At 64.2% G+C, this 21,996-nt stretch carries 25 protein-coding genes and 2 pseudogenes; 9 read left to right on the forward strand and 18 right to left on the reverse strand.

Translation table 11 applies throughout. The features are described from left to right. Window positions 1-170: 170 nt before the first annotated feature. Window positions 171-506 (forward strand): annotated as a pseudogene (locus AACW18_RS05520) (LysR substrate-binding domain-containing protein); the annotation flags it as partial. 25 nt (window positions 507-531) lie between these two features. Here the strand turns inward: AACW18_RS05520 and AACW18_RS05525 are convergent. The 5 genes and pseudogenes from AACW18_RS05525 to AACW18_RS05545 form a co-directional block, all read right to left on the reverse strand. Next, entirely contained in the window at window positions 532-999 is a 468-nt protein-coding gene (locus tag AACW18_RS05525) for a GyrI-like domain-containing protein (RefSeq protein WP_218388039.1), read from the reverse strand. Window positions 1,000-1,146: 147 nt separating this feature from the next. Continuing rightward, a pseudogene (gene rsmS, locus AACW18_RS05530) lies at window positions 1,147-1,281 on the reverse strand (pleiotropic regulatory protein RsmS); the annotation flags it as partial. A 75-nt stretch (window positions 1,282-1,356) separates the two neighbouring features. After that, window positions 1,357-1,827, reverse strand: a complete 471-nt coding sequence (locus AACW18_RS05535) for an acyl-CoA thioesterase (RefSeq protein ID WP_042651446.1) — start codon at window positions 1,825-1,827, stop codon at window positions 1,357-1,359. A 14-nt stretch (window positions 1,828-1,841) separates the two neighbouring features. Continuing rightward, window positions 1,842-2,141: a hypothetical protein gene (locus AACW18_RS05540; RefSeq protein WP_218388041.1), complete on the reverse strand. Its 300-nt coding sequence runs from the start codon at window positions 2,139-2,141 to the stop codon at window positions 1,842-1,844. After that, window positions 2,138-2,986, reverse strand: coding sequence for a DMT family transporter (locus AACW18_RS05545; RefSeq protein ID WP_218388042.1), 849 nt, complete (start codon window positions 2,984-2,986; stop codon window positions 2,138-2,140). Before AACW18_RS05545 ends, AACW18_RS05540 begins: the two co-directional genes overlap by 4 nt. A gap of 62 nt (window positions 2,987-3,048) precedes the next feature. Here AACW18_RS05545 and AACW18_RS05550 point away from each other — a divergent pair, with 62 nt between their 5' ends. Together AACW18_RS05550 and AACW18_RS05555 are read left to right on the forward strand one after the other, a co-directional pair. Beyond that, on the forward strand, window positions 3,049-3,687 hold the full coding sequence (locus AACW18_RS05550; RefSeq protein WP_218388043.1) for a tellurite resistance TerB family protein: 639 nt from the start codon (window positions 3,049-3,051) through the stop codon (window positions 3,685-3,687). 180 nt (window positions 3,688-3,867) lie between these two features. Then, on the forward strand, window positions 3,868-4,326 hold the full coding sequence (locus tag AACW18_RS05555; protein ID WP_218388044.1) for a GNAT family N-acetyltransferase: 459 nt from the start codon (window positions 3,868-3,870) through the stop codon (window positions 4,324-4,326). Window positions 4,327-4,428: 102 nt separating this feature from the next. On the opposite strand, the gene AACW18_RS05560 is transcribed toward AACW18_RS05555, so the two are convergent. The 5 genes from AACW18_RS05560 to AACW18_RS05580 form a co-directional block, all read right to left on the reverse strand. After that, window positions 4,429-5,142, reverse strand: a complete 714-nt coding sequence (locus tag AACW18_RS05560) for a hypothetical protein (protein ID WP_218388045.1) — start codon at window positions 5,140-5,142, stop codon at window positions 4,429-4,431. Then, window positions 5,127-5,645, reverse strand: coding sequence for an RNA polymerase sigma factor (locus AACW18_RS05565; RefSeq protein ID WP_042651452.1), 519 nt, complete (start codon window positions 5,643-5,645; stop codon window positions 5,127-5,129). The genes AACW18_RS05560 and AACW18_RS05565 overlap by 16 nt, the downstream gene beginning before the upstream one ends. A 7-nt stretch (window positions 5,646-5,652) precedes the next feature. After that, on the reverse strand, window positions 5,653-6,072 hold the full coding sequence (locus AACW18_RS05570; protein ID WP_218388046.1) for a COG4315 family predicted lipoprotein: 420 nt from the start codon (window positions 6,070-6,072) through the stop codon (window positions 5,653-5,655). A gap of 15 nt (window positions 6,073-6,087) precedes the next feature. After that, the gene (locus AACW18_RS05575) at window positions 6,088-6,864 is read right to left on the reverse strand and encodes a substrate-binding domain-containing protein (protein WP_218388047.1); all 777 of its coding nucleotides are present in this window, start codon (window positions 6,862-6,864) and stop codon (window positions 6,088-6,090) included. 144 nt (window positions 6,865-7,008) lie between these two features. Next, the gene (locus AACW18_RS05580) at window positions 7,009-8,412 is read right to left on the reverse strand and encodes an aminotransferase-like domain-containing protein (RefSeq protein WP_218388048.1); all 1,404 of its coding nucleotides are present in this window, start codon (window positions 8,410-8,412) and stop codon (window positions 7,009-7,011) included. A 120-nt stretch (window positions 8,413-8,532) separates the two neighbouring features. Between AACW18_RS05580 and AACW18_RS05585 the strand changes: the two genes are divergently transcribed. From AACW18_RS05585 to cydX, 3 genes are read left to right on the forward strand one after another with little or no spacing between them, the layout of a single operon-like run. After that, window positions 8,533-10,104 (forward strand): cytochrome ubiquinol oxidase subunit I, encoded by a 1,572-nt coding sequence (locus AACW18_RS05585; protein WP_168235421.1) that lies wholly within the window; start codon window positions 8,533-8,535, stop codon window positions 10,102-10,104. Further along, entirely contained in the window at window positions 10,104-11,231 is a 1,128-nt protein-coding gene (gene cydB, locus AACW18_RS05590) for a cytochrome d ubiquinol oxidase subunit II (RefSeq protein WP_218388049.1), read from the forward strand. Before AACW18_RS05585 ends, cydB begins: the two co-directional genes overlap by 1 nt. A gap of 30 nt (window positions 11,232-11,261) precedes the next feature. Further along, a complete protein-coding gene (gene cydX, locus AACW18_RS05595) occupies window positions 11,262-11,375 on the forward strand; it encodes a cytochrome bd-I oxidase subunit CydX (protein ID WP_025326454.1) in 114 nt (37 codons plus the stop codon). A 70-nt stretch (window positions 11,376-11,445) separates the two neighbouring features. Here the strand turns inward: cydX and AACW18_RS05600 are convergent, their stop codons facing one another. The 6 genes from AACW18_RS05600 to AACW18_RS05625 all read right to left on the reverse strand — a co-directional run bounded on the left by AACW18_RS05600 (window position 11,446) and on the right by AACW18_RS05625 (window position 15,583). Next, window positions 11,446-12,618: an MFS transporter gene (locus AACW18_RS05600; RefSeq protein ID WP_218388050.1), complete on the reverse strand. Its 1,173-nt coding sequence runs from the start codon at window positions 12,616-12,618 to the stop codon at window positions 11,446-11,448. A gap of 202 nt (window positions 12,619-12,820) precedes the next feature. Then, window positions 12,821-13,624: a 2,5-didehydrogluconate reductase DkgB gene (gene dkgB / locus AACW18_RS05605; protein ID WP_218388051.1), complete on the reverse strand. Its 804-nt coding sequence runs from the start codon at window positions 13,622-13,624 to the stop codon at window positions 12,821-12,823. A 111-nt stretch (window positions 13,625-13,735) separates the two neighbouring features. Further along, complete coding sequence (locus AACW18_RS05610; RefSeq protein WP_111912598.1) at window positions 13,736-14,026, reverse strand: putative quinol monooxygenase; 291 nt, start codon at window positions 14,024-14,026, stop codon at window positions 13,736-13,738. A 182-nt stretch (window positions 14,027-14,208) separates the two neighbouring features. Continuing rightward, a complete protein-coding gene (locus tag AACW18_RS05615) occupies window positions 14,209-14,571 on the reverse strand; it encodes a VOC family protein (RefSeq protein WP_218388052.1) in 363 nt (120 codons plus the stop codon). A gap of 41 nt (window positions 14,572-14,612) precedes the next feature. Beyond that, entirely contained in the window at window positions 14,613-14,999 is a 387-nt protein-coding gene (locus AACW18_RS05620; RefSeq protein WP_218388053.1) for a DUF6404 family protein, read from the reverse strand. Between the two features lie 236 nt (window positions 15,000-15,235). Further along, window positions 15,236-15,583, reverse strand: a complete 348-nt coding sequence (locus AACW18_RS05625; protein WP_218388054.1) for a GFA family protein — start codon at window positions 15,581-15,583, stop codon at window positions 15,236-15,238. 253 nt (window positions 15,584-15,836) lie between these two features. Between AACW18_RS05625 and AACW18_RS05630 the strand changes: the two genes are divergently transcribed. Next, window positions 15,837-16,739, forward strand: a complete 903-nt coding sequence (locus AACW18_RS05630) for a LysR substrate-binding domain-containing protein (RefSeq protein WP_218388055.1) — start codon at window positions 15,837-15,839, stop codon at window positions 16,737-16,739. A gap of 109 nt (window positions 16,740-16,848) precedes the next feature. Here AACW18_RS05630 and glpK read toward each other — a convergent pair whose 3' ends face one another. Together glpK and AACW18_RS05640 are read right to left on the reverse strand one after the other, a co-directional pair. Beyond that, window positions 16,849-18,351, reverse strand: coding sequence for a glycerol kinase GlpK (gene glpK, locus AACW18_RS05635; protein ID WP_042651463.1), 1,503 nt, complete (start codon window positions 18,349-18,351; stop codon window positions 16,849-16,851). 29 nt (window positions 18,352-18,380) lie between these two features. Then, the gene (locus AACW18_RS05640; protein WP_042651464.1) at window positions 18,381-19,229 is read right to left on the reverse strand and encodes an MIP/aquaporin family protein; all 849 of its coding nucleotides are present in this window, start codon (window positions 19,227-19,229) and stop codon (window positions 18,381-18,383) included. Between the two features lie 486 nt (window positions 19,230-19,715). Between AACW18_RS05640 and glpT the strand changes: the two genes are divergently transcribed. Both glpT and AACW18_RS05650 read left to right on the forward strand, forming a co-directional pair. Further along, a complete protein-coding gene (glpT, locus tag AACW18_RS05645) occupies window positions 19,716-21,071 on the forward strand; it encodes a glycerol-3-phosphate transporter (RefSeq protein WP_218328066.1) in 1,356 nt (451 codons plus the stop codon). Window positions 21,072-21,171: 100 nt separating this feature from the next. Then, the gene (locus AACW18_RS05650) at window positions 21,172-21,930 is read left to right on the forward strand and encodes a DeoR/GlpR family transcriptional regulator (RefSeq protein WP_218290261.1); all 759 of its coding nucleotides are present in this window, start codon (window positions 21,172-21,174) and stop codon (window positions 21,928-21,930) included. Window positions 21,931-21,996: the final 66 nt, after the last annotated feature.

A 21,996-nucleotide genomic window follows, 5' to 3' on the forward strand; every position in this document is an offset into this window, starting at 1 on the left:
GGCAGATCCTGCGCAGAGAGGGAGTGGCGGCAGCCTAACGGGTCATCGGGTCATTTGGAAATTAAATGATAGAATGGCAATCAGTGGTTTTATAAATGGAATCGGACATGCTGGATCCCCAGTTGCTGCGCAGTTTTGTCGCCATCATAGAGACCGGCAGCTTCACCCGTGCCGGGGAGCGGGATCCGCTGCCGCTGGTGGTGTTTCCGAGCGAGGGGCTCTATCGGCGGCAACTGACGGAGACCCTCGACGGGCTGGGGCGGCGTTGGCGCATCGCCTACGTCAGTGCCAGCCTCGCCAGCCTGCAGGGGGCGGTCAGTGCGGGGATCGGTGTCAGTCTCTTGCCACGGCGCTTGCTGCTGCCGGGTCAGTTGGAGCTGTCACACTGGCCGTCGGTGCCGCCGATTGAGCTGGCGCTGCATCTGGGGGCGGGCGGCGGTGAGCCGCTGACCCGGCTCAGCCAGGCGCTGATCGATCTGTGCGATCAGGTGATGGGGCCGCGCTGAGTCAGCGATTGAGGGCTGGGCTCGCTCAGGCGACGGCCTGTCTGGGCAGCACGGCGAGCCAGACTTCCACCTCGCCGCTGCCGGTGAGGGGATCGAAGGCGGCGCCGTAGCGCTCGAAATCCGGCCTGTGGGCAGACTCGTAATCGGAGTGCGCCAGCCAGTCCAGCGCCTGCTGCCAGGTCTGCGGCAGGGCATCGACATGGCCCCTATGCAGGAAGACGGCGTAGCTCTGCGCCTGGATGCGCATCCGGCCAAGGGACTTGGGCAACACCTCCAGCGCGGCGACCTCCACCGCACACATGTACTCGCAGCCGGTGGCGTCGGCGCCGCAGATGACGCCGTAGGCATGCTCCCCCAGCTGGCCCGGCAACGGGCCCAGGGCGCCGAAGTCGCGCCACTGGCCACCGAAATCCCCCTGTTGGAACAGATGGTGACGGCGCAGCCCACCCAGCAACATAGGGCGGCCGTTCTCGAAACGAATGGGGGCTGTCATGGCGCCTCCTGGGTGGTGCTGCGGTGTGAGCTCAGCGCGCCTTCACCCGGCTTGCTTATCCTGCTCGTCCTGCTGGTTTTTTTGCTCGGTGCCTTGTTGGGCCTTTTGCTCATGGTCCCGCTGGACCTTTAGCTGATAGTCCCGTTGGACCTTATGCTCATAGTCCCGCTGGACTATGGCCAGCGCCGCCAGGGCCAGGGCCGGATCGATCTGGTTGGTCTCCAACAGCTCGATGAGATCCACCGCGAGTTTCACCTCGGGCGGCGCGTTTTCCAGTGACATCGGTTTCTCCCCTATTCCTGTCTCAGAGCGGCCATTATACAGGGCCATCACCCGCCTCGGGCAAGGCGAGCGGGGTCACAGATGCTGGCGCATCTCCTTGTCGAGATCGGCCCGCAGGGCCATCAGCTTCTTGGCGTACTGCTGCAGCTGGTGGTCGGCGGCCGAGACCGGCTGCCACTGGGGCACCTTGGTCGGGGTGCCCGTCTCGTCCATGGCGACGAAGATGATGATGCAGTGGGTGGTCTTGTGGCGCTCCCGGTTGGCCGGGTGACGGCTGTAGACATCCACCGCCAGGTGCATGCTGGTGGTGCCGGTGTGGATCACCTGGGCGTGCACCTCCACCAACTGGCCTATCTGGATGGGGCGCAGGAAGCGGATGCCCCCCACGTAGACGGTGACCGCATAGCCGCCGCACCAGCCGGCGGCGCAGGCGTAGCCCGCCTGATCGATCCACTTCATCACCATGCCGCCGTGCACCTTGCCGCCGAAGTTCACGTCGGCGGGCTCGGCCAGAAACTGCAGGGTCAGCTCGCGGGGTGGGGTCATGCTCTCTCCTCGGCTCATTGCCGATAACTCTTGCGATAGGCCTCGGCCTGCTGACAGGCGGGCACGGTGGAAAAATCGGGGCGCTTGTTGCCCTCGCGCTGGCCGAAGCTGGCAAACTCCTGCTGGCACTTGGCCGCCTTGCCACCCTCCTCGATGCAGCCGTCGACGCGCTCTTGCTTGCCCTGCCCGATCAGCTGTTGCTGGGCCTGCTGGCAGGCGGCATCCAGTTTGGCCTGCTGGGCCTCCCTGTCTTCTATGGCGGCCAGCAGGCCGGTGGAGAGGCTGCAGCCGAGCAGCAGTATGGCGATCTTCATGGTTTGTCTCCTGAAGGGGGGCGTCCCGAGATGACCAGGGCAATGCCGCCCAGAATGCCCAGTGATGACAATAACAACCGCAGCGACCAGGACTCATCCAACCAGATGAGCCCGGCCATGGCCGCGAGCAGGGGCACCAGCAGCTGGACGCTGGCGGCCAGGGTGCGTCCCAGCTGGGGCAGCACCAGATACCAGAGCGCATAGCCCAGGCCGGAGGCGAGGGCGCCCGAGGTCAGGGCGTAGCCGATGGCGGCCGGGCTGGCCTCGAGCCGGCCCAGCAGCAGATAGAGCAGGGCCGCCGGCAGGCTGGCGCGCAGGAAGTGACCGGCATTGGCGGCGATGGGATCGCCAAAGCGCGAGGCCCGCAGGGTGTAGCAGGCCCAGGCGATGCCGGCGCCGATCATCATGGCGGCCCCCAGAGGATCCGGCGCCCGGATGCCGGGCAGCACCAGCAGCACCAGCCCCGCCATGGCGAGCAGCAGGCCGACCCACTGGCGCCGTGGCAGGGGTTCCCCACGCAGCAGGGGGGGCGCCAGCATGCTGAGCTGGACGGCGGCAAACAGCAGCAGGGCGCCGGTGCCCGCGGTCAGGGTGAGGTAGGCGAAGGAGAACAGCGCGGCGTAGGCGATGAGGGCGAGGGCGCCGCCCCAGTCCCCCTGGCGCGGCGACTGCTGACGGACCCGGCACAACAGGAGCAGCACCAGGGCGCCGCTGGTCAGCCGCAGCAGGGTGAACAGGGCCGGATCCATCCGCTCCTCGAACAGGGCCAGGCGGCAGAGTACCGAGTTGGCGGCGAACGCGGTCAGCGTCAGCAGGGTCAGCAGCAACAGGCGGGGCAGTGGCATCCATTCACCTTGAGTTCAGTGGGCGCGGACCAGCATGGAAACCCATGCAAAGAGGAGGTCTCATGAAACAGATGCTGGAGCAATTGATGGGAGCTGGCAAGGGCTGGCTCAACGACGGCGGCGACAGCCGCAAGGCGCAGATGAAGGGCGTGGCGCAGGGCGGCCTGGCGGCCGGGGCCATGGCCTTGCTGCTGGGCAACAAGAAGATGCGCAAATATGGCGGCAAGGTGGCGGCGGTGGGCGGGGCGGCGGCCCTCGGCGGGCTGGCCTACAAGCTCTATCAGGATTGGCAGGCCCAGCAGGGCGGGGCCGCTCAACCCAGCCAGCCCCTCGATACCCTGCAGGGCCAGGCGCTGGATGCCCGCGCCACCCTGCTGGTGCGGGCCATGGTGGCGGCCGCCCGGGCCGACGGCCACATCGACGACAGCGAGCGCCAGAAGATCCAGCAGTACCTGACCGAGCAGGGCCAGCGCGACGCGGCGCGCTGGATCGACGCCGAGCTGGCTCGCCCCCTCGATCCCCAGGCGCTGGCGCGGGAAGTGACCGACATGGAGCAGGCCACCGAGGTCTACCTGGCCTCCCTGCTCGCCATCGACGTGGATCACTTCATGGAGCGCGGCTATCTGGATGAGCTGGCGCGGGCCCTCAAGCTCGATGACAACCTAAAGGGGAGCATAGAGCGGCAGGTAGCGGCGCTGTAATCCCGCGCTCGCACTAGCGTGCCGGCCTGGGGCCGTGGTCATTGTTGTTGCTCATTTGAGCCACGTTTTAGCCGCGGCCCCCTTCTTATCCTGTGATCCTCCCACTATGATGGGCCCTCTCACCCCAGGGTGAGAGGGCAGTTTGACCCAACAGGGACGCGACAGGACAAGGAGCAGGCAGTGGAGATACGCAAGGCAGGCGAGCAGGATATTGACGCCATCATGGAGCTGAATCGGCAAATCGGGCTGATCCACTTCGCGCAGGCCCCCGAGGTGTTTTGCCCTCCCTCGGCGGCGGAGAGAGGCTTCTTGCTCGACGCCATCGCGGCCGAGGGGCGGCTGTTCTGCGTGGCGGTGGCAGAGGATCGGGTGCTGGGTTTTCTGAGCGCCAGGATCGACATCAATGAATCCATTCCCTTCCTCACCAGGCTGCCCATCTGCCGTATCGGCTCAGTGGTGGTGGATGAAGGCCACAGATCCCAAGGCATCGGCAAGGCGCTGATCGCCCATTGCGACGACTGGGCTAGGGCCCGGGATGCGACGCAGATCAGGCTGGAGGTGATGTCATTCAACGACAGGGCCAAGTCGCTCTACGAGTCCCTCGGCTTTAAACGGCAGTCAGAGATCTACGCCCGATAAGCCGGGTCTCTTCCGACCAACAAGGCCCCATCACGGGGCCTTGTCGTTATCCTGTGGTGGCTTGCACTCAGGGCTGCCGGGGGCGGGTACCGCCCCTGAGGTCTAACTCTGCGCCGGCCAGGGGCCGAGCTCGATGCAGTGACCGCGATAGAGCAGGCGCTCGCTGCCCTTCTCGCCGCTCATCACCAGCAGCTCGCTGCTCGCCTTGAGCTGCTGCCACTCCCCCGGGGTCAGGAAGCGGCCGCCCATGACCTCCCTCAGCGGGGCGAGCGGCACCAGGGCCTTGGAGCCCTTGTCCCGCATCCAGAGCATGGCATCGGCGGGCAGGGCGAGCGGGCTCGCCTGGTTCTGCTGCAGGCGGATGCTGGACTGACCCGGCTGCTTGCCCTGATAGGCCACCAGCACGAAGGGGGCCTCCTCCTGGGCGGAGGCCATCATGGCCAGATAGCGCACCGGTTCGATGGCGGTCGGGGCCTGCCAGGGGAGCAGCGGCTGCAGCCAGAGCCCCAGCAGCAGGGAGGCGGCCATGGCCAGCGGCCACCACAGCCGTCTGGGCCTGGGTGAGGGAGAGATACCTTGCTCGATGCGGCGCCAGAGTTGGCGGGGCAGGGGCGGGGCGCTGTCGCCGCCGCGCAGCAGGGGATCCAGGTGTCGTTGCCACTGTTCGACCCACTGCCACCAGCCGGGATCCCGCGCCATCAGGCTGGTCAGCCGGGCCTGCACCCGCGGGCTCAGGGTCCCCAGCACATATTCGCCGGCGAGCCGCTCGCGCAGCGCCGGATCCCGATAGCGACGGGGGGTCATTGGGTCAGGCATTGCTTGAGCTCCTCCAGCCCGCGCCGGATCCAGGACTTGACGGTGCCGAGCGGGCTTTGGGTGTGAGTGACTATCTCCTGATGGCTCAGGCCGTGCCGGTAGGCCAGCACTATGGCGTTGCGCTTGTCGGCGCAGAGCTGCGCCAGGCAGCGATCGAGGGCGAAAGAGGGGGCATGTGCCCCCTCGGTATGGCCCTCGGCCCCCTCATCCCATGGCACTTCCCCCTGACGGGCCCGGGTGCGCAAGGCATCGATGGCCAGGTTGCGCATGCACTGGCAGAGCCAGGCCCAGGGATAGTCGACGGGATAGGCACTCTGGCCATGCCAGATCTTCAGGAAGCCCTCCTGCAGTATGTCCGCGGCCCACTGCTTGTCCTTGAGCAGGCCATAGAGCATGCCGTACAGCGGTTGGCCCGTCAGCTGGTAGAGGGCTTCAAACGATCGCTTGTCCCTGAGCCGGCAGCGCGCCAGCAGGTGGGTGAGTTGTTGGCTGTCGATGTTCACTCAGACCTCATAGCTGGACGCGGTGCCAGACATTCTTCACGCCATCCCCGCTGCTCTGGCCGGGGGCCGAGTCCTTGACCCAGCGATAGAGAGGATGACCGCGGTAGCTCCACTGGTATTGCCCGTCCTGTCGCTGGAGCAGCGCAAAGCCGGCGTCGGCCGCCTTGCCCAGTCCCGCCTTGACCTCGGCTGCACTGGCGAGGAGCGGGGGCCAGTTTTGCGCGCACTCAGCATAACATGTGGATTTTCCTTGGGAATCCTTGTCGAAGCGGTAGAGGCTAAAGCCAAGGGGATCGACCAGATAGGCCTTGCCGTGCTCGGTTATCCGGGCGACGGGCAGTTGCTCGGCGCTGGGGACCGGCTGGATCTCCATGGCCCAGAGTGAACCGAGCGGCAGCAGCGCGAGGGCGATGAGGGTGTTTTTCATGGGTATCTCCTTGGGTTAACGAGTCCAGCCATCCTGGGTGAAGAACGGCTCGCCCTTGGGGCTGTTGATGAAGTTGATGAAGGTCTGGGTGCTGGTATCGGCTCCCTCGGCCCTGGCGATGAGCAGGCCGCGATAGATGCGCCGCTCGGGCTCGATCTCGACGAAATCGGCCTTGTCCCTGTGGTTCAGGGGCCAGTGCACCCAGGTGATCCAGGCATCGGCCTGCTGGCCGGTGAAGGCCCGGAAGCTGGCGCCGCTGCCCTGCTCGAAGGCGACGATGTTGCGCCGCAGCTTCTGCACATCCGCCAGCTTGCCCTTGCGCCCCGCGACGTCCTCCCAGAGCCCGGTGCCCGAGGTGTTGTAGCTGCCAAGCCCCTCGGTCACGACCACCTTGAGGGGGCGGTTGATCAAGTCCTCGATGCCGGTGATCCCGGCTGGATTGCCTTTCTGCACCGCGATGACGCTGCGCCTCAGGTAGTAGGAGTGGGCGCTCTGGCGATCGAGGAAGGGGTAGCGTTCGAGAAAGGCGGACATGGACTGCTCGGCGCCGGCGAAGATCAGATCGGCGTCCAGGATGGCCTTGTCGCGCCAGCTCGCCTCGGGGCCGGCGGTGACCTCGACCCGGATCCCGGTCTCCTGCTGGAAGGCGTGGGCCGCCCGCTTGAGGGCGCTGTCCGGCCCGCCAGGGCCATAGAGGCGAAGGGTGCCGTCAGCGGCCTGATGGGAGGCGGGGACCGCCTGCAGCGGCAGGCAGACCGAACAGAGCAGCAGCCAGGGGAATTGTGGTTTCATCATCTCTCCTTGATTGAGGGTCATCAGAGAGACGAAGCAGGGAGGCAATTGGATGCAGTGGTCGGAAAATAAATCTGCCGAGGCGCCAGGGGGACGCCTCGGCGGAGAGGAGAATGTCAGCCAGAGAGGCCAGGGCTGGCGGACCTATTGCCGGTGGATCAGCGCCGCCAGCCGGGTCAGGGCCGCCTCCAGCGCCGGGTTCCAGGGATGGGAGCTGTTCAGGCGCAGGCAGTGGTTGTACTGACCCTGGCTCGAGAACAGGGCCCCCGGTGCGAGCGAGAAGCCGCAGGCCAGCGCCTGGGCGTGCAGCGATCGGCTGTCCACTGTCGGGTCAAACTCCAGCCAGAGGAAGTAGCCGCCGTCCGGGGTCGAGATGCGCACCTCATCCGGGAAGAGGCGCAGCAGGGCCGCCCGCATCTGCTGCTGGCGCTGGGCCAGGGTGTGGCGCAGGCGGCGAAAGTGGGCATCCACCCCGCCCTGGCGCAGCATGTCGGCTAGCGCCAGCTGGCTCGGCACATTGGTCGACAGGGTCGACATCAGCTGCAGCCGCTGGATGCGCTCGGCATGGGGCCCTGCCACCACCCAGCCGACCCGAAAGCCCGGCGCCAGACACTTGGTCCAGGAGCCGCACAGCAGGCTGTCGCCCCGGGCGTCCCAATGCTTGATGGGCCTGGGGCGCTCGCGGCCAAAATAGAGCTCGGCGTAGACGTCGTCCTCCACCAGCGGCACCTCATGGCGGTTGAGCAGTTGCATCAGCCCCTGCTTGTGCCCATCTGGCATGGTGTGGCCGAGGGGGTGCTGGACGTTGCCCATCAGCCAGCATGCCTTGATGGGGCGCTGGGCCAGCGCCTCGGCCAGCAGGGCGAGATCGATGCCCACCCCGGGGATCACAGGGATTTCCACCACCTTGAGCTGCAAGCGCTCTATGGCCTGCAGGGCGCCGTAGAAGGTGGGTGACTCCACCACCACCCAGTCTCCGGGCTCGGTCAACACCTGCAGGCTGAGGGAGAGGGCCTCCATGGCCCCTGTGGTGATGATGATCTCCTGGGGATCCACCGCCAGGCCGTCGCTGGCGTAACGCTGGGCGATGGCGCGGCGCAGCGCCTCGTTGCCGGGGGGCAGATCTGCCACAGTGCTGAAGGGATCGAGGCGGCGCATGCAGCTCGCCAGTGCCCGGCCTAGCTGGGGATGGGGGAAGAGGGCGGGATCGGCCACCGCGAGCCCCAGCGGCACCAGCTCCCGGGACTTGCTCGCCTGCAACACCTCGAACACCAGATCGTTGATGTCCACCGAGCCGCTGTAGTGGGCCTGCTGGGCGGCGCTCACCTGCAGCGGGGAGGTGGCGGCCTTGACGTAGTAGCCGGACTGGGGCCTGGCCAGGATGAGGCCGCGGCTCTCGAGCAACTGGTAGGCCTGCAGCACCGTCATGGGGCTGAGGCCATGGGTCTTGCAGCTCTGGCGGATGGAGGGGATGCGCTCCCCCGGCTGCCAGAGGCCGCTCTCTATCTGCTGTTGCAACAAGGCAGCCAGCTGACCGTAACGGGACATGGTGTGTCCTAACTGTTATAGGTGGATTTCACTATAACTGCATCTGTTATAGGTGTCATGGCGCGTGTTGTACTTAACGGGCGAAAACCTGTCTGTTAAATGCAACATAGAGAGTCATGCATGATAAGCCTGGATGATGTGGTCAGCCTCTCCCGAATACAGTTCGGCGCGACGGCGATGTTCCACTTTCTGTTTGTGCCCCTCACCCTGGGGCTGTCCTGGATCCTGGTGATCGCCGAATCCGCCTACGTGATGACCGGCAAGGTGATCTACAAGGACATCACCCGCTTCTGGGGCAAGCTGTTTGGCATCAACTTCGTCATGGGGGTCACCACCGGGATCACCCTGGAGTTCCAGTTCGGTACCAACTGGGCCTACTACTCCCACTACGTCGGCGACATCTTCGGCACCCCGCTGGCGGTGGAGGGGCTGATGGCCTTCTTCCTGGAATCCACCCTGGTGGGCCTCTTCTTCTTCGGCTGGGACAAGCTCTCCCGGGGCCAGCATCTGCTGGTGACGGCGCTGGTGGCGCTCGGCTCCAACCTCTCCGCCCTCTGGATCCTCATCGCCAACGGCTGGATGCAGAACCCGGTCGGCGCCGAGTTCAACCCCATGACGATGCGCATGGAGCTGGTGGACGTGGCGGCGGTGATCTTCAACCCGGTGGCCCAGGTCAAGTTCGTCCACACAGTGGCGGCGGGCTATGTGGCCGCCTCCCTGTTCGTGATGGGGGTGAGCAGCTGGTATCTGCTGCGCCGCATGGAGGTGCGCTTCGCCCTGCGATCCTTTGCCATCGCCTCGGGCTTTGGCCTCGCCGCCATCCTCTCTGTCATCGTGCTGGGGGACGAGTCGGGCTACCGCTCCGGGGAGGTGCAGAAGGTGAAACTCGCCGCCATAGAGGCGGAGTGGGAGACCGAACCCGCTCCTGCCTCCTTCACCCTGTTCGGCTTGCCGGATCAGAGTGCCGAGACCACTCACGTGGCAGTCAAGATCCCCTATCTGATGGGCATCATAGCCACCCGCTCCCTGGATGAGCAGGTGACAGGCCTTAAAGATCTGAAGGCGCAACACGAGGTGCGCATCCGCAGCGGCATGCTGGCCCACGAGGCCCTGGAAGCCCTGCGAGCGGATGGTAGCAATGCCGAGGCGAGAGCCACCTTCGAGCGCCACCGCGCCGATCTCGGTTACGGCCTCTTGCTCACCCCCTATGCCAAGGAGATCGGCAAGGCGGACGAGGGGGCCATAGCCAAAGCGGTGGACGACTCCATCCCCCAGGTGGCGCCGCTGTTCTGGAGCTTCCGGCTGATGGTGGGCATAGGGGGGGTATTGCTGCTGCTCTTTGCCGCCGCCTTCCTGCAACTGTGCCGGGGCCGGTTGGTGCAATCGCCCCGCCTGCTCAAAGCCCTGTTCTGGAGCATACCCCTGCCCTGGGTCGCCATAGAGGCGGGCTGGTTCGTGGCCGAGTTCGGTCGCCAGCCCTGGACCATCAGCGACGTGCTGCCGGTGTCGGCGTCGGTCTCCTTGCTGCAACCGGGGCAACTCTGGTTCAGCCTCATCGCCATCTTCCTTATCTACAGCAGCCTGCTGGTGGTGGAGCTGTTCTTGTTGCGTCATGTGATCCGCAAAGGGCCCGCCAGCCTGCAGACGGGTCGTTATCAAGGTGAAGTGTTGAAAAACGGGAGTCCTGTCTGATGGATTACGAAACCCTGAAACTCGTCTGGTGGGGGCTGGTGCTCTTCCTGCTCATCGGCTTCGTGGTGATGGACGGCTTCGATCTCGGGGTCGGTCTGCTGCTCCCCGTGGTGGCCAAGAGCGATGAGGAACGGCGGGTGCTGCTCAACAGCGTGGGCCCGGTGTGGGAGGGCAACCAGGTGTGGCTCATCGCCGGTGCCGGCACCCTGTTCGCCGCCTGGCCCCTGGTCTATGCCGCCGCCTTCTCGGCGCTCTATGTGCCCTTCATGTTCCTGCTGTTCGGCCTCTTCCTGCGCCCGGTCGGCTTTGACTATCGCAGCAAGCTGCCGGACCCGCTCTGGCGCCGCTGGTGGGACAGGGCCCTGGTGATGGGGGCCCTGCTGCCGACCCTGGTGTTTGGCGCTACCATCGGCTTTTTGCTGCAAGGCTTGCCGTTTCGCTTCGATTCGGCCCTTCGCATCCACTACGGCGCCTTCGATTTCAACTGGCCGCTGCTGTTGACCTGCATGGGTACGGCGCTGGCTCTGCTGATGCTGCACGGCGCCAGCTTCCTGCAGTGCAAGACCCAAGGGGTGATAGCCGAGCGCTGCGCCCGCCAGAGCCTCTGGCTCGGCCCCCTGGCGAGCGCCCTGTTTGCCCTGGGCGGGGTCTGGCTCAGCCAGATGCGGGGATACCAGATTGCGGAAATAGGGGATCTCAACAGCGCTCTGACGCCCCTGATGAAACAAGTGACGACGGCGCCGGATGGCTGGTTTGGCAACTTCATGGCGCACCCGGTGCTCTGGGCTGTGCCTGTCCTCGGCCTCTTGCTGCCGCTCTTGAGCACGCTGGCAAGCCACCTTGGCCGGGCGCGGCTGGCGATCCTTGCCAGCGGCGGTGCCTGCGCCGCCATGATGCTGACCGTGGCCATAGCGCTCTTCCCCTTCGTGCTGCCCTCGTCCCTGGATCCGTCCAGCAGCCTGACCCTGTGGGACGGCACCTCCAGCGAGGGCACCCTCTTCATCATGCTGGGCATAGTCGCGGTGCTGATGCCCATCAACCTGGGCTACACCCTCTGGGTCTACTGGGTGGCGCGGGGCAAGATGAGTACCGAGCAGGTGCGCCAGCAGGGCCATAGCCTCTACTAACCCGCTTTCTACCTAAGGGAGACTTCGACTATGTGGTATTTCACCTGGATATTGGGGCTCGGGTTTGCCCTGCTCTGCGGCCTGGTCAACCTGCTCTGGTTGGAGGCCCGCTGGGCCGCGGACGAGGATCTCAAGGAGCCCTGAGCCCACCTTCGCGGAGCGGGCAAACAACAAGGCCGACACTGGGTGTCGGCCTTTTTTCATCTGCCAGGGATCAGACCGCCAGGGCCAGTCTGGCCTCGCGCCGCTCGCTGACATGGGTCAGGCCGTAGGCCAGCAGCACGATCAGCGCGCCGATCCAGGGGGTGTGCATCAGCCCAAGGTGCTCCACCACTAAACCACCAACCACTGAGCCGAGCGCTATGCCGACGTTAAAGGCGGCGATGTTGAGGCCGGAGGCCACATCCACCGCGTTGGGGGTGTGGATCTCTGCCTGTTTCACCACCAGCACCTGCAGACCCGGCACATTGCCGAACGCGAAGGCGCCCCACACCAGCACGGTCAGCACCGCCAGCACCGGATGGGGCGCGGTGAAGGTGAGCATCAGCAAGATGATCGCCAGCCCGGCAAACATCAGTTTCAGCGCGGGTAGTGGGCCCATCTTGTCCGCCAGCTTGCCGCCCCAGATGTTGCCGACCGCCACCGATACCCCGTACACCAGCAGGATCAGGCTGACCGCGTTGGCCCCGAAGCCGCTCACCTGTTGCAGGATGGGGGCGAGGAAGGTGAAGGCGGTGAAGGCGCCACCGTAACCCAGCGCCGTCTTGGCATAGACCAGCAGCAGCGGCTTGTGGGTCAGCACCGAGAGTTGTTCACGGATGCTGGAGGCGGCGCCCTTGGGCAGGTTGTTGGGGATCAGCAGCAGGCTGCCGACCATGGCGATCAGGCCCAGCAGGCTCACCACCAGGAAGGTCTCGCGCCAGCCGAACTGCTGACCAATCCAGGTGCCAAGCGGCACGCCGGTGACCAGCGCGACCGTCAAGCCGCTGAACATGATGGCGATGGCGCTGGCCGCCTTCTCTTTGGCCACCAGGCCGGTGGCGATGGTGCTACCCACCGAGAAGAAGACCCCGTGGGCCAGACCGGTCAGCACCCGGGCGACGATCAGGCTGTTGTAGCCGGGGGACTGCCAGGCCAGCAGGTTGCCGAGGGTGAACAGCGCCATCAGCCCCACCAGCAGCCACTTGCGCGGCAGCTTGCCGGTCAGCGCCGTCAGCAGCGGCGCGCCTATGGCGACGCCCAGGGCATAGAGGCTGACCAGCAGGCCGGCGGAGGGCAGCGAGACATGCAGCTGCTCGGCGATGGTGGGAATGAGCCCCACTATCACAAATTCGGTGGTGCCGATCGCAAAGGCACTCAGGGTGAGGGCAAACAACGCCAGTGGCATACAAACTCCTTGGACTGTGACTCCCGACGGGAGAATGGCGGCAGTATGCCGAGCTTGTTTGTTGGCAAAAATGACGATGAGATCAAAAGACTTTTGCTGGAGAAGCATTAATCGCGGGTCTGGTGGTGGGGGGCGCAGAAAATGACAAGCCCACCTGAGGGTGGGCTTGGGGTATCAGTCGGGCTAAGGGGCCGCGGCAGGCTTAGTCCCAGGCGGGGGCGAAGTCCGGGTTGGCGCAGCGCTCGCCGCGGTCCAGGCCGGCGATCTGTGCCATCTCCTCCGGGCTGAGCCGCACCTTGAGGGCGGCCAGGTTGGCGGCCTGGTTCTCCCGCTTGGTGGAGCTCGGGATCACCATCATGCCCTGGGCCAGCAGCCAGGCCAGCGACACCTGGGCCGCCGAGACGCCATGGCGTGCGCCGATCTCCATCAGCACTGGTTCGCTCAGCACCTTGCCATAGGCCAGCGGCATGTAGGCGGTGAGGGCGATGCCCTGCTGCTGGCAGAACTCCACCACCTTGCGGTTTTGCAGCAGGGGATGGATCTCCACCTGCTGGTGGGCGATGGCGCCCTGCCCCAGGATGGCGATGGCTTCTTTAAGCTGGGCGACCGTGAAGTTGGAGACCCCGATCTCCCGGGTCAGGCCCTGGGCCTTCGCCTCGGCCAGCTGCTCCAGATAGACCGCCATCGGCACCTCATCCTGGGGGGAGGGCCAGTGGATGAGCGCGAGATCCAGATAGTCGGTGCGCAGCTTCTCCAAGCTGGTCTTCAGGCTGGGAATGAGCTTGCCCTGACCGAACTCGCTGGTCCACACCTTGGTGGTCAGGTAGATATCGCCGCGAGGCACCGAAGTCGTGGCCAGCACCTCGCCCACTTCGGACTCGTTGTCGTAGATCTGGGCGGTATCGATGTGGCGATAGCCGAGCTCCAGGCCGGTATTCAGGGTGGCGAGCAGAGGCTCGCCCTTCAGGCGGAAGGTCCCCAGACCCATGGCAGGCATTTTCATCATCAAACTCCTCATGTTCTGCATTTTTACGTTCTTGTTTATCGGGTTTACCCATCAGTCAGGGTCGCCGTTGGCGGCTGAACCTGCCGATGGGCAGCAAAGTGGTGCAGGCGGTCAGGCCAAGTGATAGCGGCGAACGGTGCTGCTGGCAAACCAGCCCTCGGTGGTGGCCACGAAGGCGATAAAATGGGGCTCTTGCTGGTGGGCGTCGAGGGCTTCCTCGCTCACCCACTCCTCGTGCAGCATCCAGGACTGGGGGTTCTCCAGGCTCTGGTGCAGCTGATAGCGCAGGCAACCGGCCTCTTGCTGGGTGGCCGCGATCAGCGGTTCAAGAGCGGCCCTGCAGCGGGCGGCGAATTCTGGCTTGGCTTCAAGCTGGGCAATCACTATGACGGGGGATGGCATCTGCACCTCCTTGCTAAGACGAGGGTCAGTATGCCTGCGGCGAGGGGGGCGAAACATAGCCGCTCTCGCAAAACACTATTGAGATGAGCGCAGCAATAGGGAGAGAAAAGAGACCGGCGGGTAGCCAGCGCCGGGGAGCAATCCAGAGAGCTGGATGGGCTGGAGCTCCCCACCCCTCGCCATCAGGCGGCCGGTTCTGACCAGACCGCAAACTCATTGCCGCTGGGTTCGACAAAGTGAAAGCGGCGGCCACCGGGAAAATCAAACAGTGGGCGGTTGATGGTGCCGCCATGGGCGCTGACCCTGGCCTGGGTCGCCTCGATATCGGCGCTGTAGAACACCAGCAGGGCGCCGCCCTGGGCGCTGTGACTGCACAGATCCGCACGGTAGAAGCCGCCATCCAGCCCCTCATCGGCAAAGGCCGCATAGTCGGGGCCATAGTCGACAAACTGCCAGCCGAAGGCGGCCTGGAAGAAGGCCTTGGTGGCCGTCAGATCCCTGGCCGCAAACTCCACATAGTTCAGTTTTTCATGGGCCTTGGTCATGGCTGGCTCCTTTTCTTTCAAGGGTGATCGATGGCTGGCAGCTATCGGGGCTGCCAGCGTTTCTGGGTATGAATGGTGGAGTGGGGCAGTGCTGCCCACGGGGTCAGCTTGAGCTGCCTGCGGCGCACCCAGAAGATGATCGCCATCAGCAGGCCGACACCGATGGCAAAGAAACTGGTTTGGCGCAGGGCAAACACCGGGCTCACCTCATATTGCCAGCCGAAGAACCACATCAACAGACCCCAGATCGCACCGGTTGGTAAGCCCAGGATGAGCAGGTTGACCATAAAGCGCTCATAGTGGGGTGGCCTCAGCCGCAGGCCCAGTTTGCGCAGCAGCAGTATCAGTGGCGGATTGTAGCTGGCGGGCCACACGCCTTTGTTTTCAAGCTCCTGATGAGCGGAGTTCAGGCGACGTTCGTATGACATGCTTCTCTTCTTCCGTGATAACCAGAGAGGGTACAGGCGGGGCTAGTCAATAAGCGTTCAGGCCGGTACGTATCCATATGGGCGCCGATTGTAGCCTTTTTATGGGCTCGGGTGTTTGCGCCGGATCACATCGACCATGCAGACAACGGGTGGGAACAGGCCGGGAGAGGAATGTCAGGCCAGAGGGGAAACAGATAGCCTCTGGCCTGAGTGATTATCTAAGGCGGCAACCCTTGTCACAGGGCCCGGCCATCGTAGTGGTGCACCGGCACCGAGTCGGGGTCTATCCCCTCCAGGCAGCGGATATTGATGGCGACTATGTGGCTGCCCTTGGGATCTACTCCCTCTCCATAGGGGTGCATGCCGCAGCGCGGACAGAAGCGGTGTTTGACCACGTGCTTGTTGAAGGTGTAGGTGCTGGCCGCCTCGTCCGGGGTCAGCAGGTGCAGCCTGTCGTGGGGCATGATCCACAGCAGGGATCCCTTGCGCTGGCAGATGGAGCAGTTGCAGGCCAGGGCCTGGGTCAGCTCCCCTTCGACTTCGAATGCCACCCTGCCGCAGTGGCAGCTTCCCTTGTATTTCATCACCGGACTCCTCGTTGGTTGTTGTGAGCCCCGGCAGGCGGCGAACCGGCCCTCTGCGGATGGCCCTCAGTCATTGTCCTCCACGCGCATTCAGACGGGATGCGCGAGCCGACTCAGTATAGCCAGTCTGCGCCGGCGGCTTGTCGGGGCCCGGGTTGGCGCACCAGCCGGCGAGTCGATGCGGGTCATTTGGCTTGCCAACTCACCGCCATAATGACTATAAAGACGCATTACTCTTGCTGAGATAACAACAATGAAGACCCATTCCGATGAGTTGACCCTGTTCGTGGCCGTGGTGGAGGCGGGCAGTTTTCGCCAGGCGGCTGAGAATCTGGGAATGGACAACTCCGTGGTGAGCCGGGGCATCAAGCGGCTGGAGGAGAAGCTCTCCACAGTGCTGCTCAACCGCACCACCCGGCGGGTCAGTCTGACCGAGGAGGGGAGCTGGTTCTATCAGCGGGCGGTGAAGGTGCTGACCGAGATGAGCGAGGCGGAGAGCCACCTGCTGATGCGCCGGGAGCAGCCGGAGGGGATACTGCGCGTTGACGCCGCCACCCCCTTCATCCTGCACCGGCTGGTGCCCATCATCGGCGAGTTTCGCCGCCGCTACCCCGGCATCGAGCTGCAGCTGCACAGCTCCGAGGGCTTCATCAACCTGATGGAGCGGCGGGTGGACATGGCCATTCGCATCGGCGAGCTGACCGACTCCTCCCTGCGTGCCCTGCCGCTCGGTCGCTCGCGGCTGCGGCTGCTGGCCTCTCCTGCTTACTTGAGCGAGCGGGGCACCCCGCGCCAACCGGCGGATCTGCTGGCGGGCCACGAGCTGCTCGGCTTTCTGCACCCCGATCACCTCAATCATTGGCCGCTGCTCAGCGAAGAGCAGGGGGACAGGTTCGCCATCGCCCCGACCCTGCGGGCCAGCAGCGGCGAGACCCTGCGCCAGCTGGCACTGGCAGGGCAGGGGATCGTCTGCCTGTCGGACTTCATGACAGGGCCGGATCGGGCGAGCGGCACCCTGGTGGAGGTGCTGGCCCGCAGCAACAGCGGCGCCTCGCGCCCCATCAACGGGGTCTTCTACTCCGATGCCCAGCGCGACATCCGGCTGCGGGTCTGGCTCGACTTCCTGAGAGAGCAGCTCGGCAACCATTCGCTGTAGGGGAGATGGCGGGCCTCAGGCGCGCCATAGCAAATGAGCACCATAGAAAGAGGCCGACATCGCTGTCGGCCTCGTGCGTTTTCATCTCAAGGATGCATGGGTTGCCCGATTAATCCTCTTCGGCCCAGCGACGGGAGCGTTCTACCGCCTTCTGCCAGCCGCGATAGCGCTTGTCGCGATCGGCGTGATCCATCTGCGGGATGAACTCGCGATCCACGCTGAACTTGTCCTGCAGCTCGTCCGAGCTCTTCCAGAAGCCGACCGCCAGACCGGCCAGGAAGGCGGCGCCCATGGCGGTGGTCTCGATACGGGTCGGGCGCACCACAGGGGTGTGCATCATGTCGGACTGGAACTGCATCAGGAAGTCGTTGGCGACGGCGCCACCGTCCACCTTGAGGGAGGCCAGCTTGATGCCGGAGTCCTGCTGCATGGCGTCGAGCACATCGCGGCTCTGGTAGGCGATGGACTCCAGCGCGGCGCGGATGATGTGGTTGCGGTTGGCACCGCGGGTCAGGCCGACCATGGTGCCGCGGGCGTACGGATCCCAGTAGGGAGCGCCCAGGCCGACGAAGGCCGGCACCAGGTAGACGCCGTTGGTATCACCCACCTTGGAGGCGAAGTAGTCGGTGTCGCGGGCATCGTGAATGATCTTCAGCTCGTCGCGCAGCCACTGGATGGTGGCGCCGCCCATGAACACGGCTCCCTCGAGGGCATAGTTCACCTCCCCCTTAGGACCGATGGCGACCGTGGTCAGCAGGCCGTTGTTGGAGCGGACCGGCTCGGTGCCGGTGTTCATCAGCAGGAAGCAGCCGGTGCCATAGGTGTTCTTGGCCATGCCCTTCTCGAAGCAGAGCTGGCCGAACAGGGCGGACTGCTGGTCACCGGCGATGCCGGCGATGGGGATGCGGGCGCCGCCGCCACGGGTGGTGTAGCCATACACCTCGGAGGAGGGTTTGACTTCCGGCAGCATGGAGAGCGGGATGCCCAGCTCGTCCAGCATCTTCTGGTCCCACTTCAGCTCGCGGATGTTGTAGAGCATGGTGCGCGAGGCGTTGGTCGGATCGGTGACGTGCACCTCGCCGTTGGTCATCTTCCACACCAGCCAGGTGTCGATGGTGCCGAACAGCAGCTCGCCGTTCATCGCCTGCTCGCGGGCCCCTTCCACGTTGTCCAGGATCCACTTCACCTTGGTGCCGGAGAAGTAGGCATCCAGCACCAGGCCGGTGTTGTCGCGCACATACTCTTCCAGGCCGCGGGCCTTGAGCTCCTCGCAGATGGCGGCGGTGCGGCGGCACTGCCAGACGATGGCGTTGTAGATGGGCTTGCCGGTGGCCTTCTCCCACACCACGGTGGTTTCACGCTGGTTGGTGATGCCGATGGCGGCGATCTGTTCGCTGTGCAGGCCGCTCTTGGCCAGTACCTCGGTGAAGACGGAAGACTGGGTCGCCCAGATCTCCATGGGATCGTGCTCGACCCAGCCCGCCTTGGGGTAGTGCTGGGTGAATTCGCGCTGGGAGGTCGCGACTATATTGGCATCCTGATCGAACACTATGGCACGGGACGAGGTGGTGCCTTGATCCAGGGCGACGACATATTTCTTTTCAGCAGACATGATGTTCTCCACGTTTTTTGGGGCCGCTCTTATGCGGCGGCCTTGTCGTTAGCGAGTTGGGCTGCATCCTGGGTGGCGGCAACACGGTTGCCCGGCACACAGGGGGCCAATACTTTCACATAGAGGGCGGTACCCAGCTGGGCGCCGACGATGGGGCCGAGGATGGGCACCCAGAAGTAGGGGTTGTCACGGCCGCCGGTCAGGGCCACATCACCCCAGCCTGCGACGAAGGCGAACAGCTTGGGACCGAAGTCACGGGCCGGGTTCATGGCGAAGCCGGTCAAGGGGCCGAGGGAGGCGCCGATCACCGCGATCAGGATGCCGATCAGCAGGGCGGCGGCGAAGCCCTTGGGGGCGCCGTTGTTGTTGTCACCCAGTGCCATGATGCCCAGCATCAGCACGGCGGTGATCACCAGCTCGACCGCGAACGCCTGCATGTTGGAGAGCAGGGCATTGGGGTAGGTGGAGAAGATGCCGGCGGTGCCGAGGCTCTCGACGCTGCCGCGCACCACGTTGTGGGTCAGCTCCCACTGGGTGAACAGGCCGCCGTAGAGGAAGTAGACCAGGGCGGCGGAGCAGAAGGCACCGGCGATCTGGGCGATGATGAAGGGCACCACCTTGCGCTTGTCAAAGCCGGCGAAGGTCATCAGTGCCAGGGTCACGGCCGGGTTCAGGTGGGCACCTGAGATGCCGCCGGTGACATAGATGGCGATGGCGACACCCAGACCCCAGGTAATGGAGATTTCCCATTGTCCGAAGTTGGCACCGGCCAGCACCAGGGCTGCCACACAACCGACGCCGAAGAAGATCAGCAGGCCGGTTCCGATAAACTCGGCGATGCACTCGCCAAGCAGGGTATTGGGTCTTTGTATGCTCATACCTTTTTTCCTTATATCCACCCAGAGTAGGTTTGATGTTCCATCTCGTTATCTTTTTGTCCCATCTATTGCGCCCGAAAACGGTTTTTCTTGTTTTTTAAGTCGGCGCAAACGTTATGCTCGTTTGCGCTCGTTCTTGGACGAGAGAGAAAATAAACCTTCTGGGTGAATTCACCATCCCCCTGCCACCGGAAATGTGGACAAGATCCCACTCATTGCTAAGAAAATGTGACGAAAAGCAACAGTGATTGGCGCAAATACTACTTAGGGGGTATCCCTATGCCTTGCCATATATGGGATGGAAGCCAATGAGCGATCACTCATTACATGACTTATTTTGTAATAAATCTGCAATATTTGAGTCTCCATCACAGATTGAATGTTCACATATGAGCACAATAGGCTCGCTTACGAATCAGGACTCATCTGGTCGTGGCATGACCAGGGCACCCTCAACCGCCCATAACAACAATAAGGAAGCAGAACATGCTTAGTCTCTTCAGGCCTGCACCCCACATCGACAGGCTGCCGGCCGACCAGGTCGATCCCTTCTACAAACGTATGCGCTGGCAGATGTTTTTCGGGATCTTCTTCGGCTACGCCGGTTATTACCTGGTACGCAAGAACTTCAGTCTGGCGATGCCCTACCTGATCGAGCAGGGCTTCTCCCGCGGTGATCTGGGCCTGGCCCTGTCCGGCGTCTCCATCGCCTACGGTCTGTCCAAGTTCCTGATGGGGAACGTGTCGGATCGCTCCAACGCGCGCTATTTCCTCTCCGCCGGCCTGCTGCTCTCGGCCGGCATCATGTTCATGATGGGGACTGTGCACTGGGCTACCTCCAGCATCGCCATCATGTTCGTGCTGCTGTTCCTGAACGGCTGGGTACAGGGCATGGGCTGGCCGCCCTGCGGTCGCACCATGGTGCACTGGTGGTCCCAGAAGGAGCGCGGCGAAGTGGTTGCGGTCTGGAACGTGGCCCACAACGTGGGCGGCGGCATGATAGGTCCGCTGTTCATCCTCGGCATGGGCTGGTTCAACGACTGGCGCAGCGCCTTCTATGTGCCGGCCGCTGCTGCCGCCGCCATCGCGGTGATCGCCTTCTTCGTGATGCGCGACACCCCGCAATCGGTCGGCCTGCCGCCCATCGAGGAGTACAAGGAGGACTACCCGAAGGACTACAACGAGAGCCACGAGCAGGAGTTCTCCGCCAAGGAGATCTTCGTCAAGTACGTGCTGCACAACAAGCTGCTGTGGTACATCGCCATCGCCAACGCCTTCGTCTACCTCATCCGTTACGGGGTGCTGGACTGGGCGCCGACCTACCTCAAGGAGGCCAAGGACTTCAGCGTGGATCACTCCTCCTGGGCCTACTTCCTCTATGAGTGGGCGGGGATCCCGGGCACCCTGCTGTGCGGCTGGATCTCCGACAAGCTGTTCCAGGGCCGCCGCGCCCCGGCCGGCATCCTGTTCATGGTGCTGGTGACCGTCGCCGTGCTGGTCTACTGGCTCAACCCGGCCGGCAACCCGACCGTCGACATGCTGGCGCTGGTGGCCATCGGCTTCCTGATCTACGGCCCCGTCATGCTGATCGGTCTCTACGCCCTGGAGCTGGCACCGAAGAAGGCGGCCGGTACCGCGGCCGGTTTCACCGGGCTGTTCGGTTACCTGGGTGGCGCCGTGGCGGCCAACGCCATGCTGGGCTACACAGTCGACCACTTCGGCTGGGATGGCGGCTTCATGGTGCTGACCGCGTCTTGCGTGCTCTCCATCATCTTGCTGGCCATGACCCTAAAGCACGAGAACCTGGCCGTGGCTGCCAAGGCGGCCGCCAATAAGGCATAAAACGTGATCCTGACCTTATCGATCCCAAAGGGGATAAGGTAAACTGCAAAAGGCCCCGCATTGCCGGGGCCTTTTTTCGTCTCATCACCGGAGTGCAAGCGTGAAGCAAACCCAACGACATCTGGAGATCCTGGACGTCCTGACGCGGCAGGGCTTTGTCTCGACCGACGATCTGGTGACCCACTTCGACGTCAGCCCCCAGACCATTCGCCGGGATCTGAACGATCTCGCCGAGCAGAACAAGATCCGGCGTCATCATGGCGGTGCCTCCCTGCATTCGAGTACCGTCAACACCGCCTACAGCGCCCGCAAGGTGATGCAACTCAAGGAGAAAGAGCGCATCGCCCGCGAGGTGGCCGCCCACATTCCCGATGGCTCCTCCCTCTTCATCGACATCGGCACCACCACCGAGGCCATCGCCCGCGCCCTGCTCGATCACCGTGAGCTGCGCATCGTCACCAACAACCTCAACGTCGCCAGCATCCTCACCGCCAAGGATGACTTCACCGTCATCATCGCCGGTGGCGAGATCCGCAACCGGGATGGCGGCATAGTGGGGGAGGCGACCCGTGACTTCATCGGCCAGTTCCGCATGGACTATGGCGTCATCGGCATATCGGGCATCGACAACGACGGCTCCCTGCTCGATTTCGATTACCACGAGGTGAAGATCGCCCAGGCCATCATCGCCCACTCCCGCCAGGTGTTCTTGGCCGCCGACCACACCAAGTTCGGTCGCAATGCCATGGTCAACCTCGGCAACCTCAACCAGATCCACGCCATGTTCACCGATCAGGAGCCGCCGGAGAAGCTGATGCGGCTGATGTCCCAGCACCAGATCGAGTGCCACATCTGCTGATAACCCCTTAACCCGCACCGGCATCAGGCCGCCACGCTGGCGGCCGCTTCCTTTCCTCTTTATCCC

Source organism: Aeromonas sp. sia0103 (assembly GCF_963895295.1).
Taxonomy (GTDB): Bacteria; Pseudomonadota; Gammaproteobacteria; order Enterobacterales; family Aeromonadaceae; genus Aeromonas; species Aeromonas encheleia.